The sequence below is a fragment of the Roseateles sp. SL47 genome, from assembly GCF_026625885.1.
Taxonomy (GTDB): Bacteria; Pseudomonadota; Gammaproteobacteria; order Burkholderiales; family Burkholderiaceae_C; genus Roseateles.
The window spans coordinates 4,173,811-4,198,749 of sequence record NZ_CP113068.1 but is presented as its reverse complement, the minus strand read 5'-3'; the positions used below and the strand labels follow the sequence as shown (position 1 = coordinate 4,198,749).

23 protein-coding genes are annotated in these 24,939 nt (G+C 67.1%); 3 read left to right on the top strand and 20 right to left on the bottom strand.

Annotated features, from left to right (window positions below; all coding sequences use genetic code 11):
• Window positions 1-12: 12 nt before the first annotated feature.
• The 8 genes from OU995_RS18405 to OU995_RS18370 form a co-directional block, all read right to left on the bottom strand.
• Entirely contained in the window at window positions 13-729 is a 717-nt protein-coding gene (locus OU995_RS18405; protein ID WP_267831468.1) for a hypothetical protein, read from the bottom strand.
• Window positions 726-1,433 (bottom strand): hypothetical protein, encoded by a 708-nt coding sequence (locus OU995_RS18400; protein ID WP_267831467.1) that lies wholly within the window; start codon window positions 1,431-1,433, stop codon window positions 726-728. Before OU995_RS18400 ends, OU995_RS18405 begins: the two co-directional genes overlap by 4 nt.
• A gap of 13 nt (window positions 1,434-1,446) precedes the next feature.
• Window positions 1,447-2,088 carry a hypothetical protein gene (locus OU995_RS18395; RefSeq protein WP_267831466.1) on the bottom strand — a complete coding sequence of 214 codons (642 nt, stop codon included), beginning with the start codon at window positions 2,086-2,088 and terminating at the stop codon, window positions 1,447-1,449.
• Window positions 2,089-2,520: 432 nt separating this feature from the next.
• Window positions 2,521-3,255, bottom strand: coding sequence for an aspartyl/asparaginyl beta-hydroxylase domain-containing protein (locus tag OU995_RS18390; RefSeq protein ID WP_267831465.1), 735 nt, complete (start codon window positions 3,253-3,255; stop codon window positions 2,521-2,523).
• A gap of 145 nt (window positions 3,256-3,400) precedes the next feature.
• The gene (locus tag OU995_RS18385; protein ID WP_267831464.1) at window positions 3,401-5,266 is read right to left on the bottom strand and encodes a hypothetical protein; all 1,866 of its coding nucleotides are present in this window, start codon (window positions 5,264-5,266) and stop codon (window positions 3,401-3,403) included.
• 177 nt (window positions 5,267-5,443) lie between these two features.
• Window positions 5,444-6,175, bottom strand: a complete 732-nt coding sequence (locus OU995_RS18380; protein ID WP_267831463.1) for an SDR family NAD(P)-dependent oxidoreductase — start codon at window positions 6,173-6,175, stop codon at window positions 5,444-5,446.
• A 160-nt stretch (window positions 6,176-6,335) separates the two neighbouring features.
• A complete protein-coding gene (locus OU995_RS18375) occupies window positions 6,336-7,688 on the bottom strand; it encodes an FAD-binding domain-containing protein (protein ID WP_267831462.1) in 1,353 nt (450 codons plus the stop codon).
• Complete coding sequence (locus OU995_RS18370) at window positions 7,681-8,772, bottom strand: NAD(P)/FAD-dependent oxidoreductase (protein ID WP_267831461.1); 1,092 nt, start codon at window positions 8,770-8,772, stop codon at window positions 7,681-7,683. The genes OU995_RS18375 and OU995_RS18370 overlap by 8 nt, the downstream gene beginning before the upstream one ends.
• A 95-nt stretch (window positions 8,773-8,867) precedes the next feature.
• On the opposite strand from OU995_RS18370, the gene OU995_RS18365 reads away from it, so the two are divergent.
• The gene (locus OU995_RS18365) at window positions 8,868-10,004 is read left to right on the top strand and encodes a MerR family transcriptional regulator (protein WP_267831460.1); all 1,137 of its coding nucleotides are present in this window, start codon (window positions 8,868-8,870) and stop codon (window positions 10,002-10,004) included.
• Here OU995_RS18365 and OU995_RS18360 read toward each other — a convergent pair.
• From OU995_RS18360 to OU995_RS18345, 4 genes are all read right to left on the bottom strand, one after another.
• The gene (locus OU995_RS18360) at window positions 9,937-10,935 is read right to left on the bottom strand and encodes a Bug family tripartite tricarboxylate transporter substrate binding protein (RefSeq protein WP_267831459.1); all 999 of its coding nucleotides are present in this window, start codon (window positions 10,933-10,935) and stop codon (window positions 9,937-9,939) included. The genes OU995_RS18365 and OU995_RS18360 overlap by 68 nt on opposite strands.
• Before the next feature lie 39 nt (window positions 10,936-10,974).
• A complete protein-coding gene (locus tag OU995_RS18355) occupies window positions 10,975-11,493 on the bottom strand; it encodes a GFA family protein (RefSeq protein WP_420714742.1) in 519 nt (172 codons plus the stop codon).
• 108 nt (window positions 11,494-11,601) lie between these two features.
• On the bottom strand, window positions 11,602-12,225 hold the full coding sequence (locus OU995_RS18350; RefSeq protein WP_267831457.1) for a LysE family translocator: 624 nt from the start codon (window positions 12,223-12,225) through the stop codon (window positions 11,602-11,604).
• Between the two features lie 44 nt (window positions 12,226-12,269).
• Window positions 12,270-14,300, bottom strand: a complete 2,031-nt coding sequence (locus OU995_RS18345; RefSeq protein ID WP_267831456.1) for a DEAD/DEAH box helicase — start codon at window positions 14,298-14,300, stop codon at window positions 12,270-12,272.
• A gap of 153 nt (window positions 14,301-14,453) precedes the next feature.
• Between OU995_RS18345 and OU995_RS27500 the strand changes: the two genes are divergently transcribed.
• Both OU995_RS27500 and OU995_RS18335 read left to right on the top strand, forming a co-directional pair.
• Window positions 14,454-14,765, top strand: a complete 312-nt coding sequence (locus OU995_RS27500; protein ID WP_420714741.1) for a CNNM domain-containing protein — start codon at window positions 14,454-14,456, stop codon at window positions 14,763-14,765.
• On the top strand, window positions 14,765-15,319 hold the full coding sequence (locus OU995_RS18335; protein ID WP_267831455.1) for a hypothetical protein: 555 nt from the start codon (window positions 14,765-14,767) through the stop codon (window positions 15,317-15,319). The genes OU995_RS27500 and OU995_RS18335 overlap by 1 nt, the downstream gene beginning before the upstream one ends.
• 131 nt (window positions 15,320-15,450) lie before the next feature.
• Here OU995_RS18335 and OU995_RS18330 read toward each other — a convergent pair whose 3' ends face one another.
• From OU995_RS18330 to OU995_RS18295, 8 genes are all read right to left on the bottom strand, one after another.
• A complete protein-coding gene (locus tag OU995_RS18330) occupies window positions 15,451-15,837 on the bottom strand; it encodes a hypothetical protein (protein ID WP_267831454.1) in 387 nt (128 codons plus the stop codon).
• 75 nt (window positions 15,838-15,912) lie between these two features.
• Complete coding sequence (locus tag OU995_RS18325; protein WP_267831453.1) at window positions 15,913-17,427, bottom strand: ABC transporter ATP-binding protein; 1,515 nt, start codon at window positions 17,425-17,427, stop codon at window positions 15,913-15,915.
• Window positions 17,424-18,296, bottom strand: coding sequence for an ABC transporter permease (locus OU995_RS18320; RefSeq protein ID WP_267831452.1), 873 nt, complete (start codon window positions 18,294-18,296; stop codon window positions 17,424-17,426). Before OU995_RS18320 ends, OU995_RS18325 begins: the two co-directional genes overlap by 4 nt.
• A complete protein-coding gene (locus tag OU995_RS18315; protein ID WP_267831451.1) occupies window positions 18,293-19,297 on the bottom strand; it encodes an ABC transporter permease in 1,005 nt (334 codons plus the stop codon). The genes OU995_RS18320 and OU995_RS18315 overlap by 4 nt, the downstream gene beginning before the upstream one ends.
• Window positions 19,294-21,030, bottom strand: coding sequence for an ABC transporter substrate-binding protein (locus OU995_RS18310; protein ID WP_267831450.1), 1,737 nt, complete (start codon window positions 21,028-21,030; stop codon window positions 19,294-19,296). Before OU995_RS18310 ends, OU995_RS18315 begins: the two co-directional genes overlap by 4 nt.
• A 25-nt stretch (window positions 21,031-21,055) precedes the next feature.
• Window positions 21,056-23,146: a TonB-dependent siderophore receptor gene (locus OU995_RS18305; protein WP_420714890.1), complete on the bottom strand. Its 2,091-nt coding sequence runs from the start codon at window positions 23,144-23,146 to the stop codon at window positions 21,056-21,058.
• Between the two features lie 265 nt (window positions 23,147-23,411).
• Window positions 23,412-23,849, bottom strand: a complete 438-nt coding sequence (locus OU995_RS18300) for a hypothetical protein (RefSeq protein WP_267831448.1) — start codon at window positions 23,847-23,849, stop codon at window positions 23,412-23,414.
• A 96-nt stretch (window positions 23,850-23,945) separates the two neighbouring features.
• Entirely contained in the window at window positions 23,946-24,704 is a 759-nt protein-coding gene (locus tag OU995_RS18295; protein ID WP_267831447.1) for a hypothetical protein, read from the bottom strand.
• Window positions 24,705-24,939 lie beyond the last annotated feature (235 nt).

Sequence of the window (24,939 nt, the reverse complement as noted above, 5' to 3'; positions counted from 1 at the left end):
TTGGGTTTGCGATCACGCTGCAAGCACTTGCGTCGGCTTGGCAGTGATGTGGACCTGGCCGTTACCGCCAGGTGCGCCGTTCTGGCCTGGCAATCCGCCCGAGCCGCTGGTACCCGGGGGGGCGGTCTGCTGCGGCGAGCCCTGCACCAGTTCGCTCATCCCCCCGGTGCCGCCGACACCACCGGCACCACCAGAGCCTCCCTGTCCCCCCGCGCCGCCGATGGTGGATGCGGCGATGCTGCTGATCTGCACGTCGCTGCTGTAGTAGATCTGGATGTCGCCGCCGTTGCCCCCCGAGGCGCCCGGGCCGCCGTTCCCCCCTGCCCCGCCATTGCCGCCCGCGCCACCACTTGCGGCCTGAGTGCAGCCCTGGCTCAGGCAGGAGGCCTGCGGGTTCTGGCCCGCATTGCCACCATTGCCACCGGCACCGCCCTGGCCGCCGTTTCCGCCATTGCCGCCTGTGCCGCCCTGGCTCAGGATGGTGAGCGTGCCGCTGAGCCCGCCCAGGTAGATGACCACCTGCGGGGCATTCACGCCGGTCATGCCGGCCGAGCCGGCACCTGCCGTCCCACCGGGCTGTCCGGGAGCGCCATTCCCGGAGGGATAACACGTGGACTTGGAATAGCTGCCGTTCTTGCCGGCCGATCCATTGGCCCCCGGTTCTCCATCCGATCCGGGCCTGCCCGGGCCAGCGGAGGCTGCGGCGACGGTAATGACATAGGTGGTCATTGCGCCTCCCATTGTTGGACGGATGACAACTTCTTTTGGATCAGGCTCAGTTGGCAGGGCGACCCGGGCTGGCCGGGCGCACCCGGGGAGCCGGGGGAACCGGGCGAGCCGCTGCCTCCGGCACCGGTGCCGCCGCTGCCACCCACCCCTGCGGCGCCGCCTTGCCCGGCGGGCCCACCGGCCCCACCGGGGGCCCCGGTGGGTGCAGACCCAGTCCCCCACACCACGTTCCCGTTGAGCGTTCCGTACACCACGGTCACGGTGGTGCCGTCGCCGCCGGAGCCACCATTCCCGCCATTGCCCCCATTGCCACCATTCCCCCCTTTGCCACTGGCCGTGGCGCTGCAATCGCCGTTGGCGCCCGCTCCATTGCCGCCTGTTCCACCGGCCCCCCCGGTTCCTCCGGCGCCCCCGCTGCCCCCGGCACCGGCCGAGGTCAGAATGGACAAGGTGCCGGTGATGGTGGCGGCCGTGAAGGTGATGCCAATGGCGGGTGATCCCTTGCCACCGTCCCCGCCGTTGCCACCGAAGGTGCCATTGCCGCCGGAGCCGCCTGGCGTGCCGCTGGCCGTGCACTGGTTCTTGCTGTTGACCGAGCCGGAAGCGCCATTGCCGCCGCCGCCGCCTGCCGTTCCGACGGCCCCGCCCTGCCCGGCATTGCCCGCAGCCGAGACCGACCCGATGGTCGTGATGGAATTGCCCATGTCGGTGCTCCCCTCAGGACAGAACGTTGAAAACACCCACGTTGAACGTGACTTCCGTGTTCACCAGAATCTGCCCCCCCACCTCGACCGTGATGGAGGTGGCGTTGTAGGCCACAGCCCCCGGGCCATTGATGATGAGGGGATTACCGGGGCTCACCACCACGTCCCCGGCGTTCACCACGGTGCCGTCCTGAGGGAAGGACAGCGCATTGATGATCGGCTCCCAGTCCTTCACCTTTTGCGAGTTGCCGGTGAGATAGGCGCGCGAGGCCTTGGGCACCAAGGCCAAGGTGGCCGGATCCAGCGCATCCTGCAGTTTGCAGACGTCACCCGCATGGGCCTGCACGGCGGCCAGTGCCGCCTTGGGCGGTGGCGGTGGATAGTCAATGTGGGAGTCGCCCAGTTTCTCCTGGGTGTAGTGGTAGTCAGGCACGCCTCCGAGGTACTTCATCTCCGCGATGTCCTTCACCGTGCGAACTTCTCCGGGGATGTCCGCACCGCCATCCGGATGGCCCGTCAGCACCGCCTGGCCTGCCTTGCCCTTGGCATATTGCCCGGTGTTGAGCGACTTGCCTTGAAGGTCAGCCAGGGTCTTGCCATACAGCTTCAGCCGCGCTTGCAGAATCTCGGCCTCGGTATTGTTCAACGTCACCATCGGGTTCTCCTCGGGAGGAACAAATGAGCAGTGGCCCGCTTTCGAGGGGCCACCGGGGATGGGCCAGCGGCCGCGAGCGCCGCAGTCGCGCCCGCGCTTTTCCAGCCATCAATCGCCAGCCGCCGGCAGAACGCAATGAATCGTTGAGGGGTCAACGATTGATCCTATGCATTCAATTACATGCATTGAGGAATAGGAAATGAATTCAGGTGTTTGAATCGATTCTGTGTTTTGAATCTTTGGATGACATCCACAAGATTGATGGCACCTGCCTGAATTCGATCGTGCGCAGGAGAACATGAAAATCACATTCATCGGGCGCTGTTTGAATCAGAAAATGGAACGGATCAGAATTCCATTCATCATTTAATGATGGTGTGGAGCCGCTTTCGAATCGATTCCAGCGTCTCGCAGGGTTCGGTACGGCGACAGCTAGAGCTTGATCTGGAAGTTATTGGCATTTCTGCCGATTCGTGGGCCGTACCAGCGGCACCCCAGATAGTAGAAAAATCGGTTGACCCATGACGCAGGCCAGCGCATCGGGCGCAGGATGTCCACCAGCAGGACGGCACGAATTCCATCGCTGTGGTTGATGACCTCGTGTTCCCAACTGTCATCGAACATCACGCTTTCGCCCAGCTTCCAGGTGTAGACCTGATCCTTCACGCGAATGGAGGGCGGGTTGGTCTGAGGCACCCGCAGGGCGAGGTGATATCGAATGTAGGACCGCGTGGGCGCGCAATGGGCCGGGATGGATTTACCTGGATCCAGGATCGAGAAAAAGGCTTGCGCGAGGCCGGGAATGCCGTCCAGCAAGGCGGTAGTGCGAGGGGCCAGCATGCGGTTGTGCTCCGGCTTGACGCCGTAGCTGAACAGCATGAAGACATTCCAGCGCTTGTCCCGGTGGAAGCGTCCGGAGGCATGGATCAGGTCTGTGTCCAGCTGGTGGTACATCGGCATCTGGTCCTGGCAGGGCAACAAGCCTTCCAGTTCCCGGCGGATGTCCTCACGGTGCTCATCCAGGCGCCGCAGCTCGGGGCAGGTCTTGTCGATATCGAAAAACACCGGGCGCCGTCGACCTCCACAAAAGAGATCAAAGAAGGGAATGAACAGCATCGCCGCGTTATAGAGCGCAATGTTCTTGCGTGCCCAATGAAACGTGGACAAACATCTGTATTTCAGATGAATGAGTTCAGAGTGCATTCGTCTACACCTTTGAAAACTTCAAACGTTTTCATTGGATCGTAGACACCAAGAAATGCGGGTGAATCCACAAGGGAGAGGATGCCTATGCCTCACGCGGCACCGTGATTCATTCCGGAAGCGAGCCGCCGGCCTCCAGATCGAACCTTCTCCCATCGCCCCGATGGCTCGACCTCCGTCGCACGCCCACCATTTCCACGCCACCGCTGTCCGACGCCGCGCCGGCCCGACGGCAAAGCGCTCCTGCGGCTTGGCGGACCGCGCCGAACACGGCGCCCAGGCAATCCGCGTCCGCATGGCGGCCCACCAACTGCCCAATGCCTGTGGCAGCCGCCGCCAGTCCGGCCATCAGCAAGGTGCTGACCGTGGCCTTGAGTGCATGTTCGGCCGCGAGGATGGGCGCTTCCACCCCGGGTGAAGGCACTTGGGTGGTGCCGTTCTCACTCGCGCCCTCGCCAGTGGGGGAAAGTCCAAGCCCCGGAACCACCCCCAGGTTGATGCCCATCAGCAGCGCCACAAGCGGTGTCATCACCCCCCCGGTCACTGCCAGCGTGGAGGGGGCAAGCGCCCCCATGCCCACACCTTGGGCATAGGCCATCATCGAACGCGCATCCAGGCCAAGCGGCGCACCGCCCTGCACCTGCTGAATGATGGCCGGGAGATTGGCTTGCGACAGCAGCTTGAAATCACTCGACTGCGGATTGTCCAGCGCCTTGCGAATCAGCAGGTTCATCACCCCCCCCGACACCAGACCACCACCCGCATCGCCCGCAAAGTCCACGTTGTCTCTGACCGTTCGGCTGATGCCGGATGGAAAAGCCGTCGCATACACAACGGAAGGCACCACCGCACGCAGCAGGGCATTTTTGGTGAACGTCGCGCCGCAGGAAATGCCTGCGCGCAGAGCGATGTCGCGCGCCTGGCTCATCGTGAGTCGAGGCGCCACCGGGCCGGTCAGCTGGGCGGGATCGGCGTAAGAGAGCGCATTGCGCAGCATGCCAGCGCCGCTGCTCGCCAGGCAGTCGAAGTAGCCAATCATGGCGCCGGCAATGGCACCGAAGGCCAGTGCGCCGCCAAAACCATTGGCCTGAGTCAACAGGGATGGCGCGATCTGCGGCGCCAACGCATAGAGGAAGCCCGCCATGCCCACCGGATACCCAAGCTGCGCAAGCGCACCGGTGACCCATGCGAGCTTGTCGTCATGACGACGTGCCTGGCTCAGAAACCGGTCGACCTTCTCCAAGGTGTCCAAACCATGATCCACCAGCGCCACCGACGCCCGTCGCAGTGTGGCCACGGCGTCTTCCCGGTGTTCCGTCGGATCAAGTCCGAACTGCTTGCAGGCGTCATCCAGGCGCGGCATGAGTGTGCGCGTCAGTCCATCCACCGACGCCTGAATGGCGGCAGCCGTTAGCAGCGCGCCGCTGGGTCGATGGGGATAGCCGCGGCGAACATCGTCGACCAGCAGTTCAAACTGTTTGAGGTGGTCTTTATCGTTCAGCAACGGATCAACACCGCCAGCCTCTGTGCGCCGAAGCGCTTCGGGTCGCGTGCGGGAGATCGATCCGCGCAGCGCATTCGCATTGAGGCAGAGACTCTCGGTGAGGCGTTGGCGCGTTTCATCTTCCTTGGGCACCGCCGCCAGTTCAGCAACCGCTTCCAACATGCGCGTTCGCAGCACTGCCTCCGGCTGCCCGCTCATGATGGCGATGTCTCTCACTGCCTCATCCACCCGCGCATTCAAGATGTCTTCAGCCGCGTCGGCCAGGGCGTGCTGAAGCGTCTGCGTCGCTGCCCTGCTGGGCCGCCCCGGCTGCAATAGACTCAGCACGTCTTCTGCCGACTGCTGCACCTGCGCGAGCATGTCGTCCCGAACGAAGCCGGCGTTGTCTGCCGATCCGGTGAATGAAGCGGTGGACGCCTCCACCTCCGGGATGGAATGCCCCCGACCTCCAACGCCTGGTATACCCAGCATAGCCGCCTCCCTGCTCGCTCATCCGCTTGAAGTTCCGGATTAGTCGTGGGCTTCCTGGCGCGGTTCTACCGTTCCAGCCGATTCAAGCTCAGTAAAAACGCTGATACTGGGCCAACGCTGAGCGTCGCACCGCTCGCCGGGCGGGGCTCTGCCCGGCGAGCGCTCACAAGATGGCGGTCATTTCACCAGCGGGCGCACCGTCGTGAAGCCGCCGTCCACCGCGATCACTTGTCCAGTGATTCGCGCCGCCCCGTCACTCAGCAGCCACTGCAGTACGCCGGCCACCTGGTCCGCTGTCTGAACACCCCCCAGCGGATACTGCCGCGCTGCGCCTTCCCGCACGGCCGGAAGGTTCAGAAGCCCAGCGGTCATGGGGGTGTCCGTCATGCCGGGGGCCACCGCATTGATGCGCAGTCCCTGGGCGGCATAAGTCGCGGCGGCACTGCGCACCAGCCCTTCCACACCGGCCTTGGCGGCGGCAATCGCCTCATGATTGGCCACCCCGATGCGGGCCACCACCGAACTGGCGAACACAGCGGCGCCCGGGGCGCCCTTCAAGCCGGCCATCCAGGCCTGCAGCATGTAGAAAGCGCTGTCCAGGTTCACGCGCATCAATTCCCGGTAGACCTCCGGCTTGGTGCGATGCAAGGGAGCAATCAGTGTGCTCCCCACGCAGTGCGCCAATTGCCCCGGGGCCGCCCCCAGTGCCTGCACACAGGCCGCAATGGCTTGTGCGGCGCCCTCTGCCGTGGTGGTGTCGGCGACGATGTGGACCGACGCCTCGACATCCGCCAGTCGCGCGGCATCCCGCCCGACGGCGGCGACGGAGAGCCCCTGTGCGGTCAACTGCCGCGCCAGCGCGCGGCCAATCCCCCCCGAGGCGCCGGTGATCAGAACAATGGAAGTCATGGTGTCTTTGTCCAATGGTGGTTGAGTGACTCAATCGCTCAATCGTGAAGGTCAGGTTGGGACATCAGCGGTCGTCCACATCACCGTTCCGGGGTCGATATTGCGCCGCATGGCGCCTGTTCCAACTGAGAACCGCTGGCCGCCGATGACCCCAGGCGTTTCAACGCGCGGCCACCTCGTTGACCGCCAATAGTTCGGACGCAGTCCCCATGCCGCGGACTGCGTGGCGCCACCATTGTGAAAAGCTGTCGCAACGCTGTGCCACCGGCGGAAACAGCATCGGCGGCGCCAGCCATTCCGCCCAGGGCAGCACCCACGACGCCAAGTGCGGGTCCAGTTGTCCGCGCACACGGGCCGCCTGCGCCAGCGCATCACGAAACGCGCGGGCAGGCCCCCACCATCGCTGCGGCGTCAGGGCCGCCATTCGCTGATCCACAAACTGCCAACGTCGCTCGTTCCATGGCCACGCCTGATGAAACTCACTCAGGTAGATCCCCACCACCACCGTCTCCGCTGGCAGGCCCGGTGGCAGATCCCCCAGCGCCCAAGGGTGCACCAGCCAGACGTCTCGACCTGTGACTGCGGCGGCATTCGGTTGCTTAAGGCCCAGGGTCTCTGCAGGAGAGCCCCGCAGCCCTGGCTCGTCCCCTTCCCGCCCCCTGCCATCACCAACGTTCCCCGTCGCTGCATCCGGCAGGGCGTCCTCCGCATTCATGGTCGTGTCAGGGCCGCCCACCGTTCCGGGTGTCCGCGCCCAGCGGTCCAGCACCTCATACGAGGCATCCACCGCGGTCCCTGGGCTATGCCAGTCTGCCGGCGCATAACGGGCCACATTCTCCGCATTGAAGAGATAAGGCTTGCGGCTTCCCGTGCCAGCCACCCATTGCCAACTGAGGTGATTGCTGGCGAGGTCACCGTCCAGCAAGTGCCCGTACATCCAGTCCGCCCCTGCGCGCCAATGCACCTTGCGCAGGTGCACGACATAGCTGGCCAGCCACATGCGGGCATGGTTGTGCAGCGTCCCGCTTGCATACAGCGTACGCACGGCTTGATCAATCACCGGCACGCCGGTACGCGCCTGTCGGATGTCAGCCGGCAAGTCGTTGTCATAAGCATCCTCGGGCAAGGGGCCTTCATGCAGCGACCTCAGGATGCTCTCTCCTCGGTGCTGCCAGACGTGACGGAAAAAGGCCCGCCAGCCCAGTTCATAGACCCACTTGTGCTGCACATCCAAGGGGTGCCGTGCATTCACCGCCGTGAGGACCTCGGTCAGGGATAACAGCCCATGGGTGATGTAGGGCGAAAGCCCGGTGACCGCACCGTCCAAGGCATTGCGCGTACGTGCATAGGCCGACGGGCGTACGGCCGACAGCCGAGCGCGCGCAGCCTCCATCGTTGGCACCGTTGGAATCAGGCTCCTCTGCGCCGACCTGCCGTCGACGGCGTCACCTGCGGCGTGGTCGCTGTCCTCCGGGCCGTCCAGCAACGGTTCGGGCTGATGACGCCTACGCATGGATGGCTGGGCTCCCGAAGGTCACGGCGGCCGCCGCATCCGGTCCACCCATGGCTTGCGCCAACGATTGGGCCGACAGAAACGCAGCTTCCACCCCGTCAACGCCGTGGCTGGTGAACAGGTCACCACACACCCCCAGGCCCAGCCGGTCATCCCACCAGTGCAGTGCGGAGTGGCTCGTGCCGGTGCGCCCCATGGGCGGCAACGCATACCGCCAGCGGTGCACCACCGCATGGGTCCAGTGAACGGCGTGGCCCAGGTAGACCTCCAGGGCGGTACTCAACTGATGTTTCACCCAACCTGGCTCCTGCTCGAGATGCAATCGGCTCCATCCCGCCCGCGCGTGCACCACCCAGTGCGCCGCTCCCGGGTCGGCAGTCCGGCCAGGTCGGCGGTCATTGCGGATCACCCAGGCGAGCGGCCCCAGTTCCGGCCTGGCAAGTGCCCAGTTGTTTTCCGGGGATGTGGCGTCGATCTGCGCCACACCCATCAAGGTCCAACAGGGCTGCATCGGCACCAGGGACGCATAGCGGGCCCAATCGTCCCGATGGTCGTTCAGCAAGGGCGCCGCCTGGGCGGGCGGAATCGCCAGCACCACCGCATCAAATCGGTCCGGGTGGACCTGATCGCCGGCCTCCAGATGCCAGCCGTCGGCTACTCGCGTCAACCGGTTGACGGCCATCGTCCAATGCGGATCCACGCCCGCCAGCAGGTGCTTGCACAGCGACGTCATTTCCGGCGTGGCCACGTAGAGCGGCCCTTCATGTTCCAACGGCAGGCTGTGGTCAGCCAGAGGCGGACACCAAGGCGCCACCAGCCCGTTGACCTCGGCTTGCATCACCCATTGCTGAAACGCCGCCGTGTGCGCGGTGAAGGCCAGCGCGCCGTGATCCATCCGCGCCCGACCCGGGCTGCCGTCCTCCTGCAGCCATTCCAAGCGGCGAGTGGCCAGGCGTCCACCGGCGCCGCGCGCCTTGTCAAAGACCTGCACCCGATGACCGGCACGCCTCAGCACTTGCGCGCAAACAGCACCCGCCATACCGGCACCGATCACCGCGACTGACGCTTGTTTATGTTTCAACATCGGGTCATCCTAAGGGTTTTACGGCTCAAGATGGCTTCACTCACGTGATAATCCACGCATAGACTGATTCAAATACGCTTCATCTGGAGGGCGCCTTGTCCAACTCGACCCCATCCTCCCCGGCGTTCACCACCGGGACGGAAGACGACCCTTCCCTGCGCCGCAGCGGCGCTGTGGCACGCATGCTCCGGATGCCGGTGGCCACGCTGCGGGTGTGGGAGCGGCGGTATGCACTGACCCCGCCGCGCTGGTCGGCAGGTGGGCAGCGCTTGTATGCGGCGGAGGATGTGCGGCGGCTGGCACTGATCAAGCAGCTCACCGAACTGGGCCATGCCATCGGCAGCCTCGCGCCGCTGGACATGACCCAGCTACAGGCGGTCGCGGCCACCCACGCAGGGGCGCTGTCCGTGGCCACGCGGCGGGAGCATGCACCTGCCAGCACGTATGCGCCGGCACCCTGGCGCGTCGCGGTGATTGGTGCCGCGTTGGCAGCCCGACTGCAGCGCCCTGCCCTGCATCGCCGGCTCGGGAGGGCGATGCAGGTGCTCGGCCCGTTTGAATCGATGGCGGAAGCGGCCCGTGCCTTGCAGCGGGACGATGTAGACGCGTTGCTCATCCACCAGCCGCATCTGCATGCAGGCTGGCTGGCGGAACAGGAGGCGGCCGCCCCGCACCTCATGGGCACGCCGCTGGCGGTGCTGTATGTCTTTGCGGCCGATGCCGTGTGTGAATCACTGGCCGCCGTGGGCACCACGCTGCTGCGTGAACCGCAGCCCGATGTGGTGATTGGCCAATGGCTGCGGCAGTTTGCGGCCGAGTCGGGTGCAGACCTGGAGATGACCACAACCGCCGTCGCAGCACCGGCGGCAGCGCCGCTGCCACCCACGCGCCGCTGGGACGATGAGACCCTGGTGGCCTTTGCCAGCCGCTCGTCCACCGTGGCCTGCGAATGCCCGCGCCATGTGACGGAGCTGCTGATGCAGTTGTCGCATTTCGAGCGCTACAGCAAAGCCTGCCAGAACCGCAGCCCCGCCGATGCGGCCCTGCACGCCTACCTCGGACAGGTTGCGGCGGAATCGCGGTCGCGCTTTGAAGCCGCCTTGGAGCGGGTGGCCCAGCACGAGGGCTGGGAACTGTCCCCCCCTGCAGCAGCGGCCCCTGCCATCAGTTATCCGGCTTCACCTTCGCCCGCTCCAGCACCGGCTTCCACCGCTTCTGCTCCACAGCAATGAACTGCGCAAACTGCGCGGGCGTGCTGCCTACGGCCAGGGCCGCTTCCTTGCTCAAATGCTCCACGGCCGACGGCATCTTGACCGCCTTCGCCGCCGCACTGGCCAGCACCTCCGCCGCACGCGCGGGCAGGCTGGAGGGCGCCAGCAGCCCGTACCACTGCGTCATTTCAAAGTTCGGGAAGCCTTGTTCGGCCACGGTGGGCACGTCCGGCAACTGCGGCAGCCGCTCCGTAGTGCCGGTGGCAATGCAGCGCAGCTTGCCGGCCTTGATGAACTGCAACACGGCGGGTGCGCCCACCGAAGCCGCATCCAGCCGCCCGGCCAGCAGATCGGTCAGTTGCGGGCCCGTGCCGCGATACGGCACATGGGTGACGAAGATGTTGGCGGCCATCTTCAGATATTCAAACGCCAGATGCCCCGCGCTGCCATTGCCGGCGGACCCGTAGTTCAGCTGGCCCGGCTTCTTGCGCGCCAGCGCCACGAATTCGGTCAGGTTGCGCGCTGGCACATCCGGATGGACCAGATACAAGGACGGCACCTTGGCCAGCAAGGAGATCGGGCGGAAATCCTTGATCGGGTCATAGGGCAGCTTCGGGAAGATGAACGGGTTCACCGCCAGGGTACCGATATGACCCAGGATGACGGTGTGCTGGTCTTCCGCACGGGCCGCTTCCTGCATGGCGACGTTGCCGGCACCGCCCGGCTTGTTGTCGACAAACACACTCTGCCCCAGCAGTTTGGACAGCTCGGCGGCCGTCGACCGCGCCACGATTTCTGAACTTCCGCCAGGGGCAAAGGGCACGATGAAACGCACCGGCTTGGTCGGCCAGGTGCCGCTCTGCGCGGAGACCAGGGAGGGCAATGCGAGGGCAGCGCCGGCCCCGGTGAGTTGAGCCAGCAACTGGCGGCGGCGAAGGGAATCAGAGGTCATGGAACAGCTTTCAGTGGCTCGTCGAGGACGGGCGCTCAGTCAGGAAGAGGATGTTCTGGAGGCCCGATAGGCCTGGATCTGCGGCTGGAGTGCGGCCCACCTCGCCAGCGCTTCGGGCGACCAGACGTCATTGCGGGCGTAATACTGATCGAAGGCGGGCGGGCCGCTGGGCAGCACCACCCAGGGCTGCTTGGAGCCGGTGAAGATATGGACGTCTGGCGCCAGCAGGTCGGGCGTGTCCAGCGTCCCCACCCGCACAAACCGGGTCACCGGCCCAGAGCCCGCATAGTGGCTCCAGACCGCCACCTGGCACTGCGGGCAGCGGGCCATCTGCTGGCCGGCGCCGCTCTCGGACGGTGTGTTCACCAGCGTCGGTTCGCCGCCGAGGAGCAGCACGCGGTCCGACTCATACAGGGCATTCAAGGCGAAGGACGCGCCCGTCTCTCGCTGGCACCACCGGCAGTGGCAGCAGTGCACGATCATCGGGGCCGACGTCAGCCGATACCGAATGTGGCGGCAGTCGCAACCGCCTTCAACGGGATAGCTCATTGCTGACATCGTAGGTCCGGGGAGCAAGCCCCCCCGACCAGTATTAACCCCACTAGTCCGAGACCGCGCGCGTGTGCGCGGCAGGATTTCCCACCCGGGCGATTTCTTGCGAGCCTTTCAGTGAGATCGCGTGAACGGAAGGGCCACGCCCAGCACACCAAACATGCCCCCGCAGGCGCGGTTGAACTGCCGGCCGGTCTTGTGCAGCCAGGGGCGGATGCGATAGGCCAGGCGCACCAGCCCATACTCCACCAGGCCCTCCACCAAGGCGAAGGTGCCGGCCATCAGCGCAAACTGCAGCAGCAGGCTGCGAGCCGGGTCGATGAACTGCGGCAGGAAGGCCCCGTAGAACAGCAGAACCTTGGGGTTGGACACCGCCGCCAGCAGGCCCTGGCGGAACAACGACCGTCGCGAGGCCTGTGTCGGCACCGAGAGGTTCACCGGGTTCAGCTCGATCCCAGGTGCGCGCCACAACTTGTAGCCCAGCCAACACAGATACGCCCCACCCACGATCTTCAGGGCGGTCAGCGCACCCGCGACCGTCTGCAGCAAGGCGCTGATGCCCAGCATCGACAGCCCGATCAGCGCAATAAACCCTGCTGCCCCGCCCAGCACGGTGAAGCTGGCGCGGCGATGGCCGTACAGCGCGCCGTGACTGAGCACCAGCAGGCTGTTGGGTCCCGGGGTCAGCGACAGTCCAATGACAGTGACGAAATAGATCAGCCAGGTGTGCAGGGCCATGGGCATCCGATTCGATGGCAACGGACCCTCCGGCCCGGGAATGGCTACTGTGCCACAGGCGCGCCGGAGGCCCGGGCCCGCTGCCGCCAGAATTCCGCATCGATCACCTGGCTGGCGCCGGTGCGCTCATTGATCAGCCACAACTGCCGTCCGTCCGGGCTCACCCGGGACACCTCCCCCACATGACGCCCCGCCGCCACCCGGAGGCCGAGTGCATTGGCCGGGAAATCAGCGGTCGCCGCGAGGCTGATCAGCGGGATCACCGGCCGGCCATCATTCGCCAGCCGCTGCCGCTGCACGATCGGCGCCAGCAGCGGATTGCCCAGGTCCCCGGCGGACAGGTAGAGCACCACCTTGGCCTGAGCCCGGCTCAAGGCCACGTTGATCAGCCGCTGTGCTTCTTCGGTCTGCAGGAACGGCTGCCGACCATCGGCCGGGTCAAACAGCACCACCGGGGCCTCGCTCCCCTGGGCCCGGTGGACGGTGCTGACCCGCACCGCTTCCGGCACGCCCCGGGCCTGCAGCCGTGCGCGGATCAACGCACGCTGGGCCCGGAACGGGGTGAGTACGATCATCTCCTGCGGCGTCCAGTCTCCCGTCGCCAGGGCCTTGGCGACCGCCTCGGCCACCGCGTCGGCGGATTCCCGACGCACCGGCCCACGCGCATCCGCCGACCAGCCCCCGTCGCTGCGCACCGTATGCACATGCACGTGCTGGTCTGCCGCAATGGCGCCAAAGTGCCGCTCCCGTTGTGCCCGCCATTCTGCGGACCGGGCCGCAGCTTCGGCCACCCGGAGCACGCCGTCATAGAACATCTGGCTGACCAAATCCCCGATCGGCGGTGCCATGCGGGACTGCTCGTCCAGCATCGCCACGGAAGCCCCCCGCCCCGGCATCTCGCCAAATGCGGAACGGCCCAGCCATCGGCGCGCCCCCCGGTCGGAGCTGCGCAGCACGGGCGACAGCTGCTGGGGGTCCCCGGCAAACAGCCGCGCCCGCCCCAGCGGCATCAGCACCAGCGCATGCGCCAGGCTCACCTGACTGGCTTCATCGAACACCACCAGATCAAATGGCGGCTCCCCGTCGGGGCTCAGCTCGCGCAGCGTCTTCAATGTGAAGGCGGCGCGGGTGGTGGTCATGCTGGCCAGCCGGCAGCGCTGCAGCACCTTCAATGACGATGCGCGCAGATCGTCCCGCAGATCGGCCACCCGGTCCGCCCAGGCCTTGAGCGCCGCCGCATCCCGCGAGGCCGGACGCGCCGCCTCCGCCCGCGCCAGCCGGGCAATCAGGTCATGATCGCCGGTGGGGATCAGATGCTCACGGCCGGCGTACGCGGCGGCGTCGAACCGCGTGCCCAGGCGCTGCACCGAACTTCGCAAGGGCTCACGGCGGCCCTTGTGCAGCGCCTTGTCGACGGCCACGGTCGCCACATCCACCGCTTGATTCGTCGTCGAGAGCAGCAGCACGCGAGCGTGTGGACGCCGGTCCAGATATTCCGCCAGCAGCACCCCCAGTGTCGTGGTCTTGCCGGTGCCGGGCGGCCCCCAAAGAAATGCGCTGGTGTGCTGGACCAGGCTCAATGCCTGGCGCTGGGCCGGTCGCAACCATCGGAACGGCGCGCCGGTCAGCGCTTCACCCGGTGCGGCCTGCTGCGGATGCGCCAGGTCCGGCAGCAATGCCATGGCTTGTTCGCCCCAGGCGGTATCCGCCCAGGCGTCGGAGACGGCATTCAGGAACCGGGTGGGATACAGCCGGATCAAATGATCGGGTCCGGGCGGCGGGGCGCTGGCGTTCTGCAACACCAGTTGATCCTCTTCCGCCACCACCGCCAGCACGCTGGCACCGCCCTTGGCGGGAGCCCCCCACCAGGCAGAGGCGCCATCCAGGCTGTCGTCCAGCAGCGCCTGGGCTGAACGCTGGCCGGGGCGCTGGCCTTCCGCAAAGACGTAACCCGGCTCCAGGGTGACGCGCCAGAGCGCACCGTCCCGCTCGGTGTGCAGCACCTTGAAGTCGTAATACTCGGGCGTGGCCGAAAGTTCGGCACTCAGGGCCGCGCGGATGTCGGCGAGGGACATGGCACAAGAACGCTCAACAGGGCGCTGAACATTCAATCGGTCGAAGAACAAGGGGCGCGACTATAACGGCTGCCCTCGAAGGCATTCAGGGCCTCGCTACAACCGTTCCGTGCTGTCCCTGCCCCGTTGGATTCGCCTGTTGGTCCTCTGCTCGTGCCCAAGCGCCTGGGCCAGTCCAACCCTGAGGCGGTGGCCCGACGGGTGGCCAAGCCGCTTGCGGGACTGGCCATTGCCACCCAACCGTTTGTGGTGCTGCTGTCCGGTTCCACCAAGGCTTTGCTACGCCTGCTCGGCGTGAAGGACAACGGGGCCGCTATCACACACTCAGCGGCATTGATGATGCTGCTGACCGGCAAGCTCCCCCGTGTGGCCGAGGTGGTGGATGGGCAGCACTGGCTGCTTCGAGATTGTCGACATGGACAGCAAAACCATCAACAAGGTGCTGGCAAGAAGGATCGTGAGTGATGAAGAATCGAAAGCATGGGCGCCCGGCGCGGGTGCTGGCCCACGGGTGCGCACTGGGGCTGGCCCTGGTGTTGCTGGGCGGCTGTTCGGACGGCTACCCGGCCGAGGACCTGGACCAGACCAGCCCCTTCGACATGACCAACGCCCAGCGGGTGCGGGCGCTCAACGCCGTGTCCGCTCACGCGAATCGACGCGAGCGGACGCAGTTCAAGCTGGTGGACCTGATGGGCTCTGAGGGTTCCTCCGGCGCGGAGGGGTCAACCAAAGTCCGCAAAGGCGTGCCCTGCCTGCTGAGCATCCAGCATCAACGGGACGGTCGGTCCGCCACCGTCCAGCAGCACACCTTGCGCCGGGGCATGGATGCGGTGGTGTCCCACAACGCGGCCGAGGGCCGCTTTGAAGTGCATCTGGTGGACGGTGTTGGCCCCGACGCACGGCGCCTGGGCATGCTGATGCGCAGCAACTCGTGGACACACGCCACCCAGGTGGACCTGCTGGTGCAGTTGATGATTCGAGATTGCGGGATGAAGGCGGAGCAGGACGGCGGCGCGTAGACACTGCTGCATGGGCCCTGATGAAGGGGTCAATACTTGCCGGGGCTGCTCACCGGTTCGCTGCCCATGCTCTGCCGCAAGATGCGAGCTGTGAGCTGCGCTCGCAGGCGCACCGGTCCCAAGCCCATGACTCAGTTTCGATCATGCCGCTTCGCGCGCCTGGGCGTGAGCGCCGCCTCGTCCCGCGCCCTCTCCCGCCCGGCATCCCCGCCTTCGGTCCGCGCCGAGGGCTGCACCTCGCTGCCGGCCTGGCGGCCCGGCGGCGCTGTGGCCGGTCCCTGAGGCAGCGGGGTGGTCACCACTGGAGAAGACGGCGCCAGCGGAGAAGCCTCCACCTGGGATGCTTCCGGATTGGGCACCTGCGCCGCATTCGGGCTGGTGCCCACCGTACCGGATTGCCGTCGGCTGGCGCTGGAGGTGGCCGGACCTTCCGCCGGTTTGGTCTGTGCAATCGCGGCGGCGGCGGCGGCGACGGCAGCCACAGACAGTGCGATCAAAGCAATGCTGAGGTGTTTCATGGCCCCTCCTTGGCATGACGAACGGGTTCGCAGCAATCGGCGCTCCCGGGTGGTCCGGGTGGCGCGGGCTTGGCTTCATCCGGCCGAGGCCTCCGCCGGTACCGGCGCTTCTGACGGTTCAGGTGGGGGCTCCGCGCCTTGCCATTCACGGACATCTCGCTGCACCAAGGTCATGGCCTGCGCCAGATCCGCATCATGGGTCACCAGCCACAGCGCCGCGCCCAGATCCCGCACCGCTTGAAGCAGAACCTCGGCGGTCCGCCGCTGGGAGACCGCATCCAACCGTGACGTTGGTTCGTCCGCGAACACAAATCGGGGCCGCACCAACAGCATGCGCGCAATCGCCACCCGCTGCAACTGTCCGCCGGACAGCTGATGCGGCAGACGTTCCATCAGGCCGGGGGACAGGTGAAACCGCTCCAACAAGGCCTGCACCGCCGGCCAGGCCTGACCATGCTGCTTTGCCACGTCGATCAGCGCCTCACGAAGTTGCTGCGTCGGGGCGAAGGTGGCCAGCGGGTCTTGATAGAGCTTCTGAAGCGCCTGGGGCGCCAGGCCGGCGCTACGCACCACTGCGCCCTCGGTCGGACGGCGGAGACCGAGCAGGAGGTTGCCCAGCGTACTCTTGCCACTGCCGCTGCTGCCCAACAGCGCGGTACTGCTGCCGCCATGCACCTCCAGGTCCAGCCCGCGGAACAGCCACCGGCCGCCCAGGTAGTGCCCCAGGGCTTGAGCGCGCAGCAAAGGGGGGCCGTTGCCGGTCCCGTCTCCGTTGGCCTGCGGTGGCCGGGCGGCTGGCCAACGGGCCGGATCAGCATCCACCAATTGCTGTGTGAACACATGCGCCGGGTGGGCCAGCACCTCCGTCGTGGCGCCCTGCTCCAGCACTTCGCCTTCGCGCAGCACCACGATGCGCCCTCCCACCTGCCGAGCCACCGCCAGATCGTGGGTCACCACCACCACAGCACCGCCCTGGTCGGCCACCTGCAGAAATCCGCGGATGGCTTCGTCCCGCCAGTGCGGATCCAAGCCCTTGGTGGGCTCGTCCGCCAGGATCAGCCGGGCGCCGCCCGCGAGGGCCATGGCAGCCGCCGCACGTTGAGCCATGCCACCGGAGAGTTGCCATGCATGACGACCCGCCGCACCTGCCAGGCCGTGTGTCCGTAAGGTGTCGGCCGTGCGCGCTTTGGACTCCGCCGATGAACGCCCCCCCACGTGACGATGCACTTCAGCCAATTGGGGCGCCAAGGTCCGCAAGGGGTCGAGCGCTACCGAAGGCTCTTGCGGCAGCAAGGCCAGATTGCGGCCCCAGAAGGGACGACGCCGGTGGCCGTGCTGCGCCGGGCTCCGCTGACCGGCGATTTCGATGCTGCCTTCCGCCGTCAGTTCAGCAGGGAGATCGCCCAACAAGCACCGCAGCAGCAGCGATTTGCCCGCGCCGCTTTCGCCAAGAATCACCAGGCGGTCACCGCTGCGCAGCTCGATGCTGAGCGGCGCCAGCAACTGCCGTGCGCCGGTGCGGATGGACAGGCCGTCCGCCCGCAACAGCAGGTCGCCGCTCGGGGCGGGAGAGGAAGGGATGAGCGTCATGCCGTCTCCTGGGCGCAATACAAGGAAGCGCCTCCGGTGCCGCCCCGTGATCGACGATCCGTGGCCAGCAGCAGGGCCAGCACCAGCGCCATGAGCAGCCCCACCGGGCTGGCAATGAGCCATGGGGCCTCGTCGTAATGGGGCAGATATTCGGTCAGCATCAGCCCCAGCTCGGCCTGCGGCGGCTGCAGCCCGACGCCGATGAATCCCAGCGCCGAGAGCGACAACACCGCCTGGGCCGCAGTCAGCGGCAGCAGACTGCCCAGGGTCGGCCCCACGGCCGGCCAGAGATGCCGCCGCAGGATCGATCGGGGCGGCAGACCCAGCAGGCGTGCCGCTTCCACTGCCGGACCCGCCAGCACCGGGCGCGCGGTGGCCCGGCAGACCCGGAAGTACTCCACCCACATCGACACGGACAAGCCCAGATACAGCGCCCACAACTGGCCCGGGGCGAGCGCAGCCACCAACAGCACCAGCAGCAGTCCCGGGAGGGCCAGCGTTGCATCGCCCGCCATCACCAGCAGACGGTCCAGCCGCCCCCCGCGCCATGCAGCGAGCAATCCCAGCAATGCGCCCGGGACGGCTGCGGTGAACGTGGCCAGCAGACCGGTGAACAGCGACAGCCGTGCCGCATGGCCCAGGCGGGTCAGCACATCCCGTCCCAGCAGATCGGTGCCCAGCGGATGCGTCCAGGAAGGCGCCGCCAGACTGTTGCGGAGGTCCTGCACCGCCGGGTCCACGCTGCTGCAGCCGGGCACGAGCACCGCGAACAGAAGCATCAGTCCCAGCAGCCCGAGGCCCGCTGTGCGCCGCTGCACCGCCCAACGCCGTCCCATCGGCGCATCCCCGCTCATCGAAGCGCCCTTCATGCCCGTCCCTCCTGCGTCTCGTGTCCGTGCGTTCCGAGGTGTTCCTCCGCTTGTGTCAGGCGTGGATCGAGGAAGGTCTGCAAGGCATCCACGACCAGGTTGAAGCCGATGAAGAGCAGTCCCATGCACAAAGCCGCCCCCTGCACCACCGGCACATCCCGGCCAAAGACGCCATGCACCAGTGCATGGCCGATGCCGGGCCAGGCAAACAGCGACTCCACTACCACCGCACCTTCGGCCAGGACCACCGCCTGCACGCCCATGTAGGCCAGCAACGGCAGCGCCGCATGGCGGGCGGCATGGCGGAGATCGGCTTGCGTGTCGCTCAGGCCCTTGGTCCGGGCAAACCGATGGGACGGCAGGCTGCGGGCATCCCGCAAAGCCTGGGCACCCACCCGTGCGCAACCGGCCGCCAGGGGCAAGGCCAGGGTCAGGGCCGGCAGCAGCCAGCCGCCGTCCTGATGATGACCCGCCGCAGGCAGCATGCCCAGGTGCACCGCAACCGCCAGCATCAGCAGCACGGCCAGCAGGAAGGACGGGGTGGCGCGCAGCAACACGGTGACTGCCGTCAGGCTGCGGTCGGCCCATCCGCCAGGGTGGCGCGCGCTCCACCATGCGGCCGGCAGCCCCATCAGCAGGGCCAGCAAGACCGCTGCGCCGGTCAGCTGCAGGGTGGCGCCCAGGTGGCTGGCCAGTTCCTCCCAGACCGGCTCGCCGGTCACCAGCGAGCGGCCCAGATCCAGGCTCAGCAACTGCCTCCACCAACCCATCAGGGCTTGCGGCCAATCCTCGTCCAGGTGCAGTTCCTGCCGTACCTGTGCGGCGGCGGCGGCGCTCACCAGGTCATAACCGTAACGGCCGGCGGCCACCCGGGTGGCCATGTCGCCGGGCAGCGACCGCATCAGGGCAAAACTGAGCGAGCCCACCATCAGCGCCAGTGCCACCGCCTGACCGCCGCGACGCAGCAGCAGCGGCCACCAGCTGGGTTGTTTGTTCATCATGTTGTGTCCTTGCTGTCTGCCCATCGCAGGCTTGTGAGCCGATAGCTCCGCTCCAGCGGATCCAAGGGCGGATCGGCCAGCCGTCCGCTCACGGCCACGTGCTGCCGGTACCAGGCGATGGGGATCACCGGCAACTCCTGCTGGAGCCGCTGCACCACGCGGCGCCGATCGGCGGCAGTGTCTGCAGCCCCCTCACCGCCATTGAGCCGGGCCAGCGCCTGCGCCACTTCGGGAGAGCGCCATCCCATCGCACCCCAATCACTGCCTTCGGGGCGGAAGTCCTGCCAGAGGGAGGCCGTCACATCGGGCGCGCTGGCGTAGTTGCGCGCCATCAGCGCCATCTGCAGGCTGCCGTCACGGTGGCCCAGGGGAATGTCGCCTGAATTGCCGATGGCCACACGCACCGGAATGCCCAGTTGCCGCCACTGCTCCTGCAGCGCTGTTGCAACGATGGGAAGCTCCGGGCGGTCCGGGAAGGTCCGCAGGGTCAGGGTGACCGGATGCCCCGCCGCATCCATCCAGCTGCGCCCATCGGCGCCCGCCTGCCAGCCCGCAGCGTGTAGCAGGCGGCGGGCCTGCGTCAGGTCAAAGCGCAGCGGCGGGAGCGCTGAGGAATGCCAATCCGGCAAGGTGGGCGGCAGCAGCTGGGTGGCGGCCAGATCCGGTTCACGCAGTACCGCCAGGGCGATGCCTTCCCGGTCGACGGCCAGACTCAACGCCTGACGGACCCGCAGGTCGGATAAAGGCCCGCTCCCGGCATTGACCTTGAGCGCCATCACACGCGGCACGGTCACGCTGGCCAGACGGGCCTGCTGCCCGTTCACCCGTGCACGATGGGGTTCGCGGCGTTTCCACTTGGCCACGCTCGCCGGATCCAGCGCGAAGACGAGATCGGCCTGTCCGGAAGCGGCCATCAAGGCGCGCGTTTCCGCCCGGCCCACCGCCAGGTAGCGCGCCCGCCGCACCTCTGGAGGTGGGCCGCCGTAGCCGTCGTACCAGGCGGTCTCCAGCAGCTGCGGCGGTTGCAAGCGCGTGATGCGGTAAGGGCCGCTGCCGATGATCTGCGTGACGGTCCGCCCATCCGGCCCGAAGCTGCCCGGTGCCAGCACGGCGGCGCTGAAGTGCGCCAGCAGGCTCGGCAAGGTGGCGTGGGGCTGGTTCAACTGGATCTCCAGCGCCTGCGCGGTGCAGGCCTGGGCGCCGCCGGAGCCGTGGCAGGGGCTGGCGACCGGGTCCAGGGCATGGATGGTGTGGATCGGCGCCTGGCTCAGCAGGCCGGGCGGGCGACGCGCGGCCTGAAGGCTTGCCACGACGTCTTCCGCCCGCACCGCTGTGCCGTCATGAAAGCGCGCTCCGGCCCGCAACACGAATTGCCAACGCAGGCCGTCGTCGGAACAGGTCCATGCGCTGGCGAGTGCGGGCTCGGGATGCCCCACCCCCGAGGCATCGAGCAGCGTCTCCACCACCTGCATCTTCTGGTAGAGATGGCCAGACTGGACCAGCGCCAATCCGGACAGCTCCCACGGGCCGGCGATCTCCAGCCATCGCTGTGGCCGGGCAAGGCTGCCGCGAGCCGCTTCAGGCTCGGGGGTGCCTGGCCCGGGCGGCCCACTCGGGCTGGCGACGCGAGGTCCATGCGACTGGGCGGCTTCGACCCAGGGCGGGAACACCACGCCACCCAGGCCCAGGCCGACCCCCGACATCCACCGACGACGGGACCACTTGAACGTCATCTGCTGTTCCTCATCTGCTGTTCCTTCAGAACTTGTACTGCGCACCCACGCTCACACTGCGCGCGTTGCCCGGCGCCACCCACAACCGGCTGTAGCTGCTGGTGTAGTAGCTACGATCAAACAGGTTGTCGACGTCCAGACTGAGGCGCAACGCGGAGGTGGCCCGCCAGTAGGCAGTCAGTTTGGCCACCGCATAAGAAGGCAGCTGGAACTCCGGTGCGCCGTTTTGGCCCAGACGGTGCGCGGTGTAGCTCACACCGCCGCCCACGCCATATCGCTGGCCTGCCGAGGTCGCGCCCTCGCGCACCGCCAGCAGGCTGGCATTGAGGCGAGGCACGTTCAACAGGCGGCTGCCCACGGCCAAGGTCGTGTCTTGGGTGACCTCGGCATCCAGCCAGGTCAAGCTGCTGTTGATGCGCCATGCTGGTGTCAGCTGTCCCGAGGCTTCAAGCTCAATGCCGCGGCTGCGGACCTCTCCGGCGGTGACCGAATAGCCGCTGTGCGTCTCATCGGGGTCGGTGGTGAGCACGTCGCGCTTGCGGATATCGAAGATGGCAGCCGTCGCCCCCAGCCGCTGGTCCGCCGTCTGCCATTTAAGCCCGGCTTCCAGAGCGGAACTATGCTCCGGCGCGAAGGCGTTGCCGTTGAAGTCGCTGCCCGGGTTGGGTCGGAAGGAGCGGCCGGCGTTGGCATAGACCGTCCATTGCGCGTCCGGCAGCCAGGACACACCAACACGCGGCGACAACTCGCTGGGCTGCTGGCTGGTCGTGACACCGGTACGGCGATTCAGCAGCGATTGATGCGGCTGCTCCCAGCGCAGGCCCGCCAACACCCGCCAGTATTTACCCATGCTGACGGCATCTTGCAGATACACGGCGGTATTGCGCTGGCGCTCATCGGTGTCGGTATTGGCCGTCGGCGTTGGCTGGGCCTGGCCATAGACCGGGTTGTAGATGCTGATGGCGTAGGGAGCGGTCGCGGTTGGATTCACCCGCAGCATCAGCGACTCCATGCGGAACTGGTAATGTTCCACCCCCAGCAGCAACTCATGGCGGGCGCCGCCGAATTGCCGCACATGCTGCAACTCGGCCTGAATGGCGGTGTCGCCGGAGTCGTAATCCCGATAGCGCCGCTGGCGTCGCAAGGTGCCGTCGGCCAGCAAGGCGCTGGCTTCGGTGGAGAAGCCCTTGATACCGGTGTCGCGCCGCGACAGCGCCACCCTCGCCTGCCAGGATTCGTTCCACTCATGGCGCAGAGAGAGCTGGTGGTTGCTATTGGTCACCACCACGTCTCCATCCGCAGGTTCACCGAGGAAGCGCTCGCGCGGAATCACATCCAGCTGGTTGTTGACCGCCACCACGCCTCGATCCAGCGGTGTGGCATGGCGCAACCATTCGCCGCGATAGTCCACCGTGGTGTCCGGGCTCAGCCGCCAGGTGAAGGCCGGTGCCACCAGCCGGCGGCTGGACGTCACCACATCCCGGAAGCTGTCGCGTTCTTCCGCCGCCACGTTGAGCCGGTAGGCCAGACGGTCGGACACCGGCCCGGTGCTGTCCAGCGCCACTCGACGCAGCCCGTCGCTGCCGACGTAGCCTTCCAGCGAATGACCGCTGTTCCACAGCGGCGACTTGCTCACCACATTGAGCGTGCCACCGGGCTCGCTGTTGCCGTACAGCGCTGCCGCCGGACCCTTGAGGAATTCAATGCGCTCCACGGCGGCCAGGTCGCGCGGGGCATTGAAGCCCCGGTTGGAGCCGAAGCCGTTGAGCAGGGTGGCCATGCCCGTGTTTTCGTTGCCGGCCAGGCCGCGGATGGCCAGGTTATCCCAGAGGCCACCGAAGCTGTTCTGCCGGGAGACACCGCCGACGTAGTCGAGCAGGTCGTCCAGCTTGACGGCGCCCAGGTCGTCCATGGCCTGTCGGGTCATGACACGGACGGATTGCGGCAGCTCGCGCAGCGGCAGGTCGGACTTGGACCCAGCCGCCAAGCCGGACTGGTAACGACCGGAATCGGAACGCCCCACGACCTCAACGGCCGGCAGGCTGTCGGCGGTGGGACGCTCGGCCGCCGGGGCGTCTTGCGCCAGCGTTGGAAGGGGCAGGCACAGCAGCGCCATCAGCGTGGCCGTAGACACCAGGGGACGGTTGGCAAAGCTCCCCGGCGCCGTGCCAGGACTGAAGGCGCGGTGGAGGAACAGGGAATGAGCGGGCGCCAGAGGGCGCGACAACAGGAAGGGACGCATGGAATGATCGAGCAAGGGCGCACGCGGCTGCAGAGACAGCAGCACTCAGCGGGCGACAGACTGGCAAGCGTACGAAGCCCCGTGGCGCAACAGGCAGCCAGGGCTCAGGGATTCAGGACGCGCGAAAGGACGGACTCGATCAGGCCTGCGGAGGGCCACGCGGCTCGGCCGCCAGGGCACATCGACCAGCGGGCAGCCCTTGCGGCGGCTCGATGGGAGGCGGCGATGCTTCGGCATGCTGCAAAAGCAATGCAGGTACGGTCGCGGGGGCCTGGGCGTGCGCCAGCATCAGACACCATGCGCAGGTGGCGGGTTGACCGCCCTCTTCGGAAGACCCGTTGTCGGACGCGTCGTCTGGAGTGGAACCTAGGTCTCCCGTGCGCTCGTCTTGTGGCTGCGCGGCCACCGCCACGGGCGGCAGTGTGTCCCGACCGACGCCTGCGGCCGGGAGCCGGTGGGTGGCCTGCCAGACGTCCAGTGCCTCGTGCAACGGCCGCGCGAACAGGCAGCTGACCACCATCAGGGTCAGCAACCAGGCGGAGACGAAGCGACGTGGCAAACGACGTGGAAGATGCATGGAAGGGAGGAGGACAGACCGGCGCTCAGCCAGATGTTCGGACCAGATCGCCGGGCATTCTCGCTGAAGTTCAGCCGCCCCAGGGCGAATTCCGGCTCAGCGGCTCGTCGTCAGCCGCACCAACTCATAGGGCTTGCCGGCAAATCGTGCGGCTCGAAGCTCTGCGGGCGTTGCCAGGAACGGGTTGTCTTCCCAGCGTGCTGTCGCCAGGACCCCTTCGAGAAAGGCGCGGCCGGTATTGCCATCAAACGGAATCGCGAGGTCAAACACCTCCCGGGGTACCCAGGGGCCCAGCCGGGCGGCCGAGTCGCTGGCAAACAGGTCGGCCACCAACGGATCTTCCGGGGTTACCGGATACACCAGCACCAGCCGGTCCAACACCAGCGGCAGCCAGGCCATCAGCGGCCCGGCACTGGGCTGCACATGCATCGCCAGACCGGTGAGGTAGACCAGTGCATCAAACAGATGCCGGGGAAAGTCGACACCCCGGGACATCGCATGGCCCAGGTGCGTCAAGGCGCACCAAAGCGGCCCCTCCACCGGCCCGCGCCACTCGGCACGCAGCAGTTCAAAAGAGCGTAGATAACGGGGGTCCGCCGTGGCGCACCAGGCCGCTTCCAGGAATGCACCGGGTTCGCGGCGGCTGTGCAGGCCTTCAAAACGCCAGACGATCCATTCCGTCAGCGCAATCGCCAGGGCCAGCCTTGCACGCGGTTCAAGGCGCTGAGCCGCGCGAAATACGGCATTGGCCTGGGTGTCGCTGCCCAGGTGCCTGGCGCTGAGCACGGCATCGTCCCAGCGGAAGTGAAGTCGGCCCGCATCGTGAAAGCGCACCCAGGGCGGTGTGTGAAGCATCGGGGTGGCTGCTGCGGCTGGCGGCTCGGTCGGACAGGAATGGGACGGGGCACAGGTTAGCGGCAACCCGTGTCGGGCTGGCAACCATCGGCAATGCTTGTATCCAACTGCGCTGGGCTTGCTGCTGCGCCCAGCCGGCCGGACCTGCGTGGATGATAGTGGGCAGGCCGGCGCCAGCAATGTGACCAAAGGCCAATGGACGCGCCACGCCCAAAGCCCGGCCCCCGAAACCGGG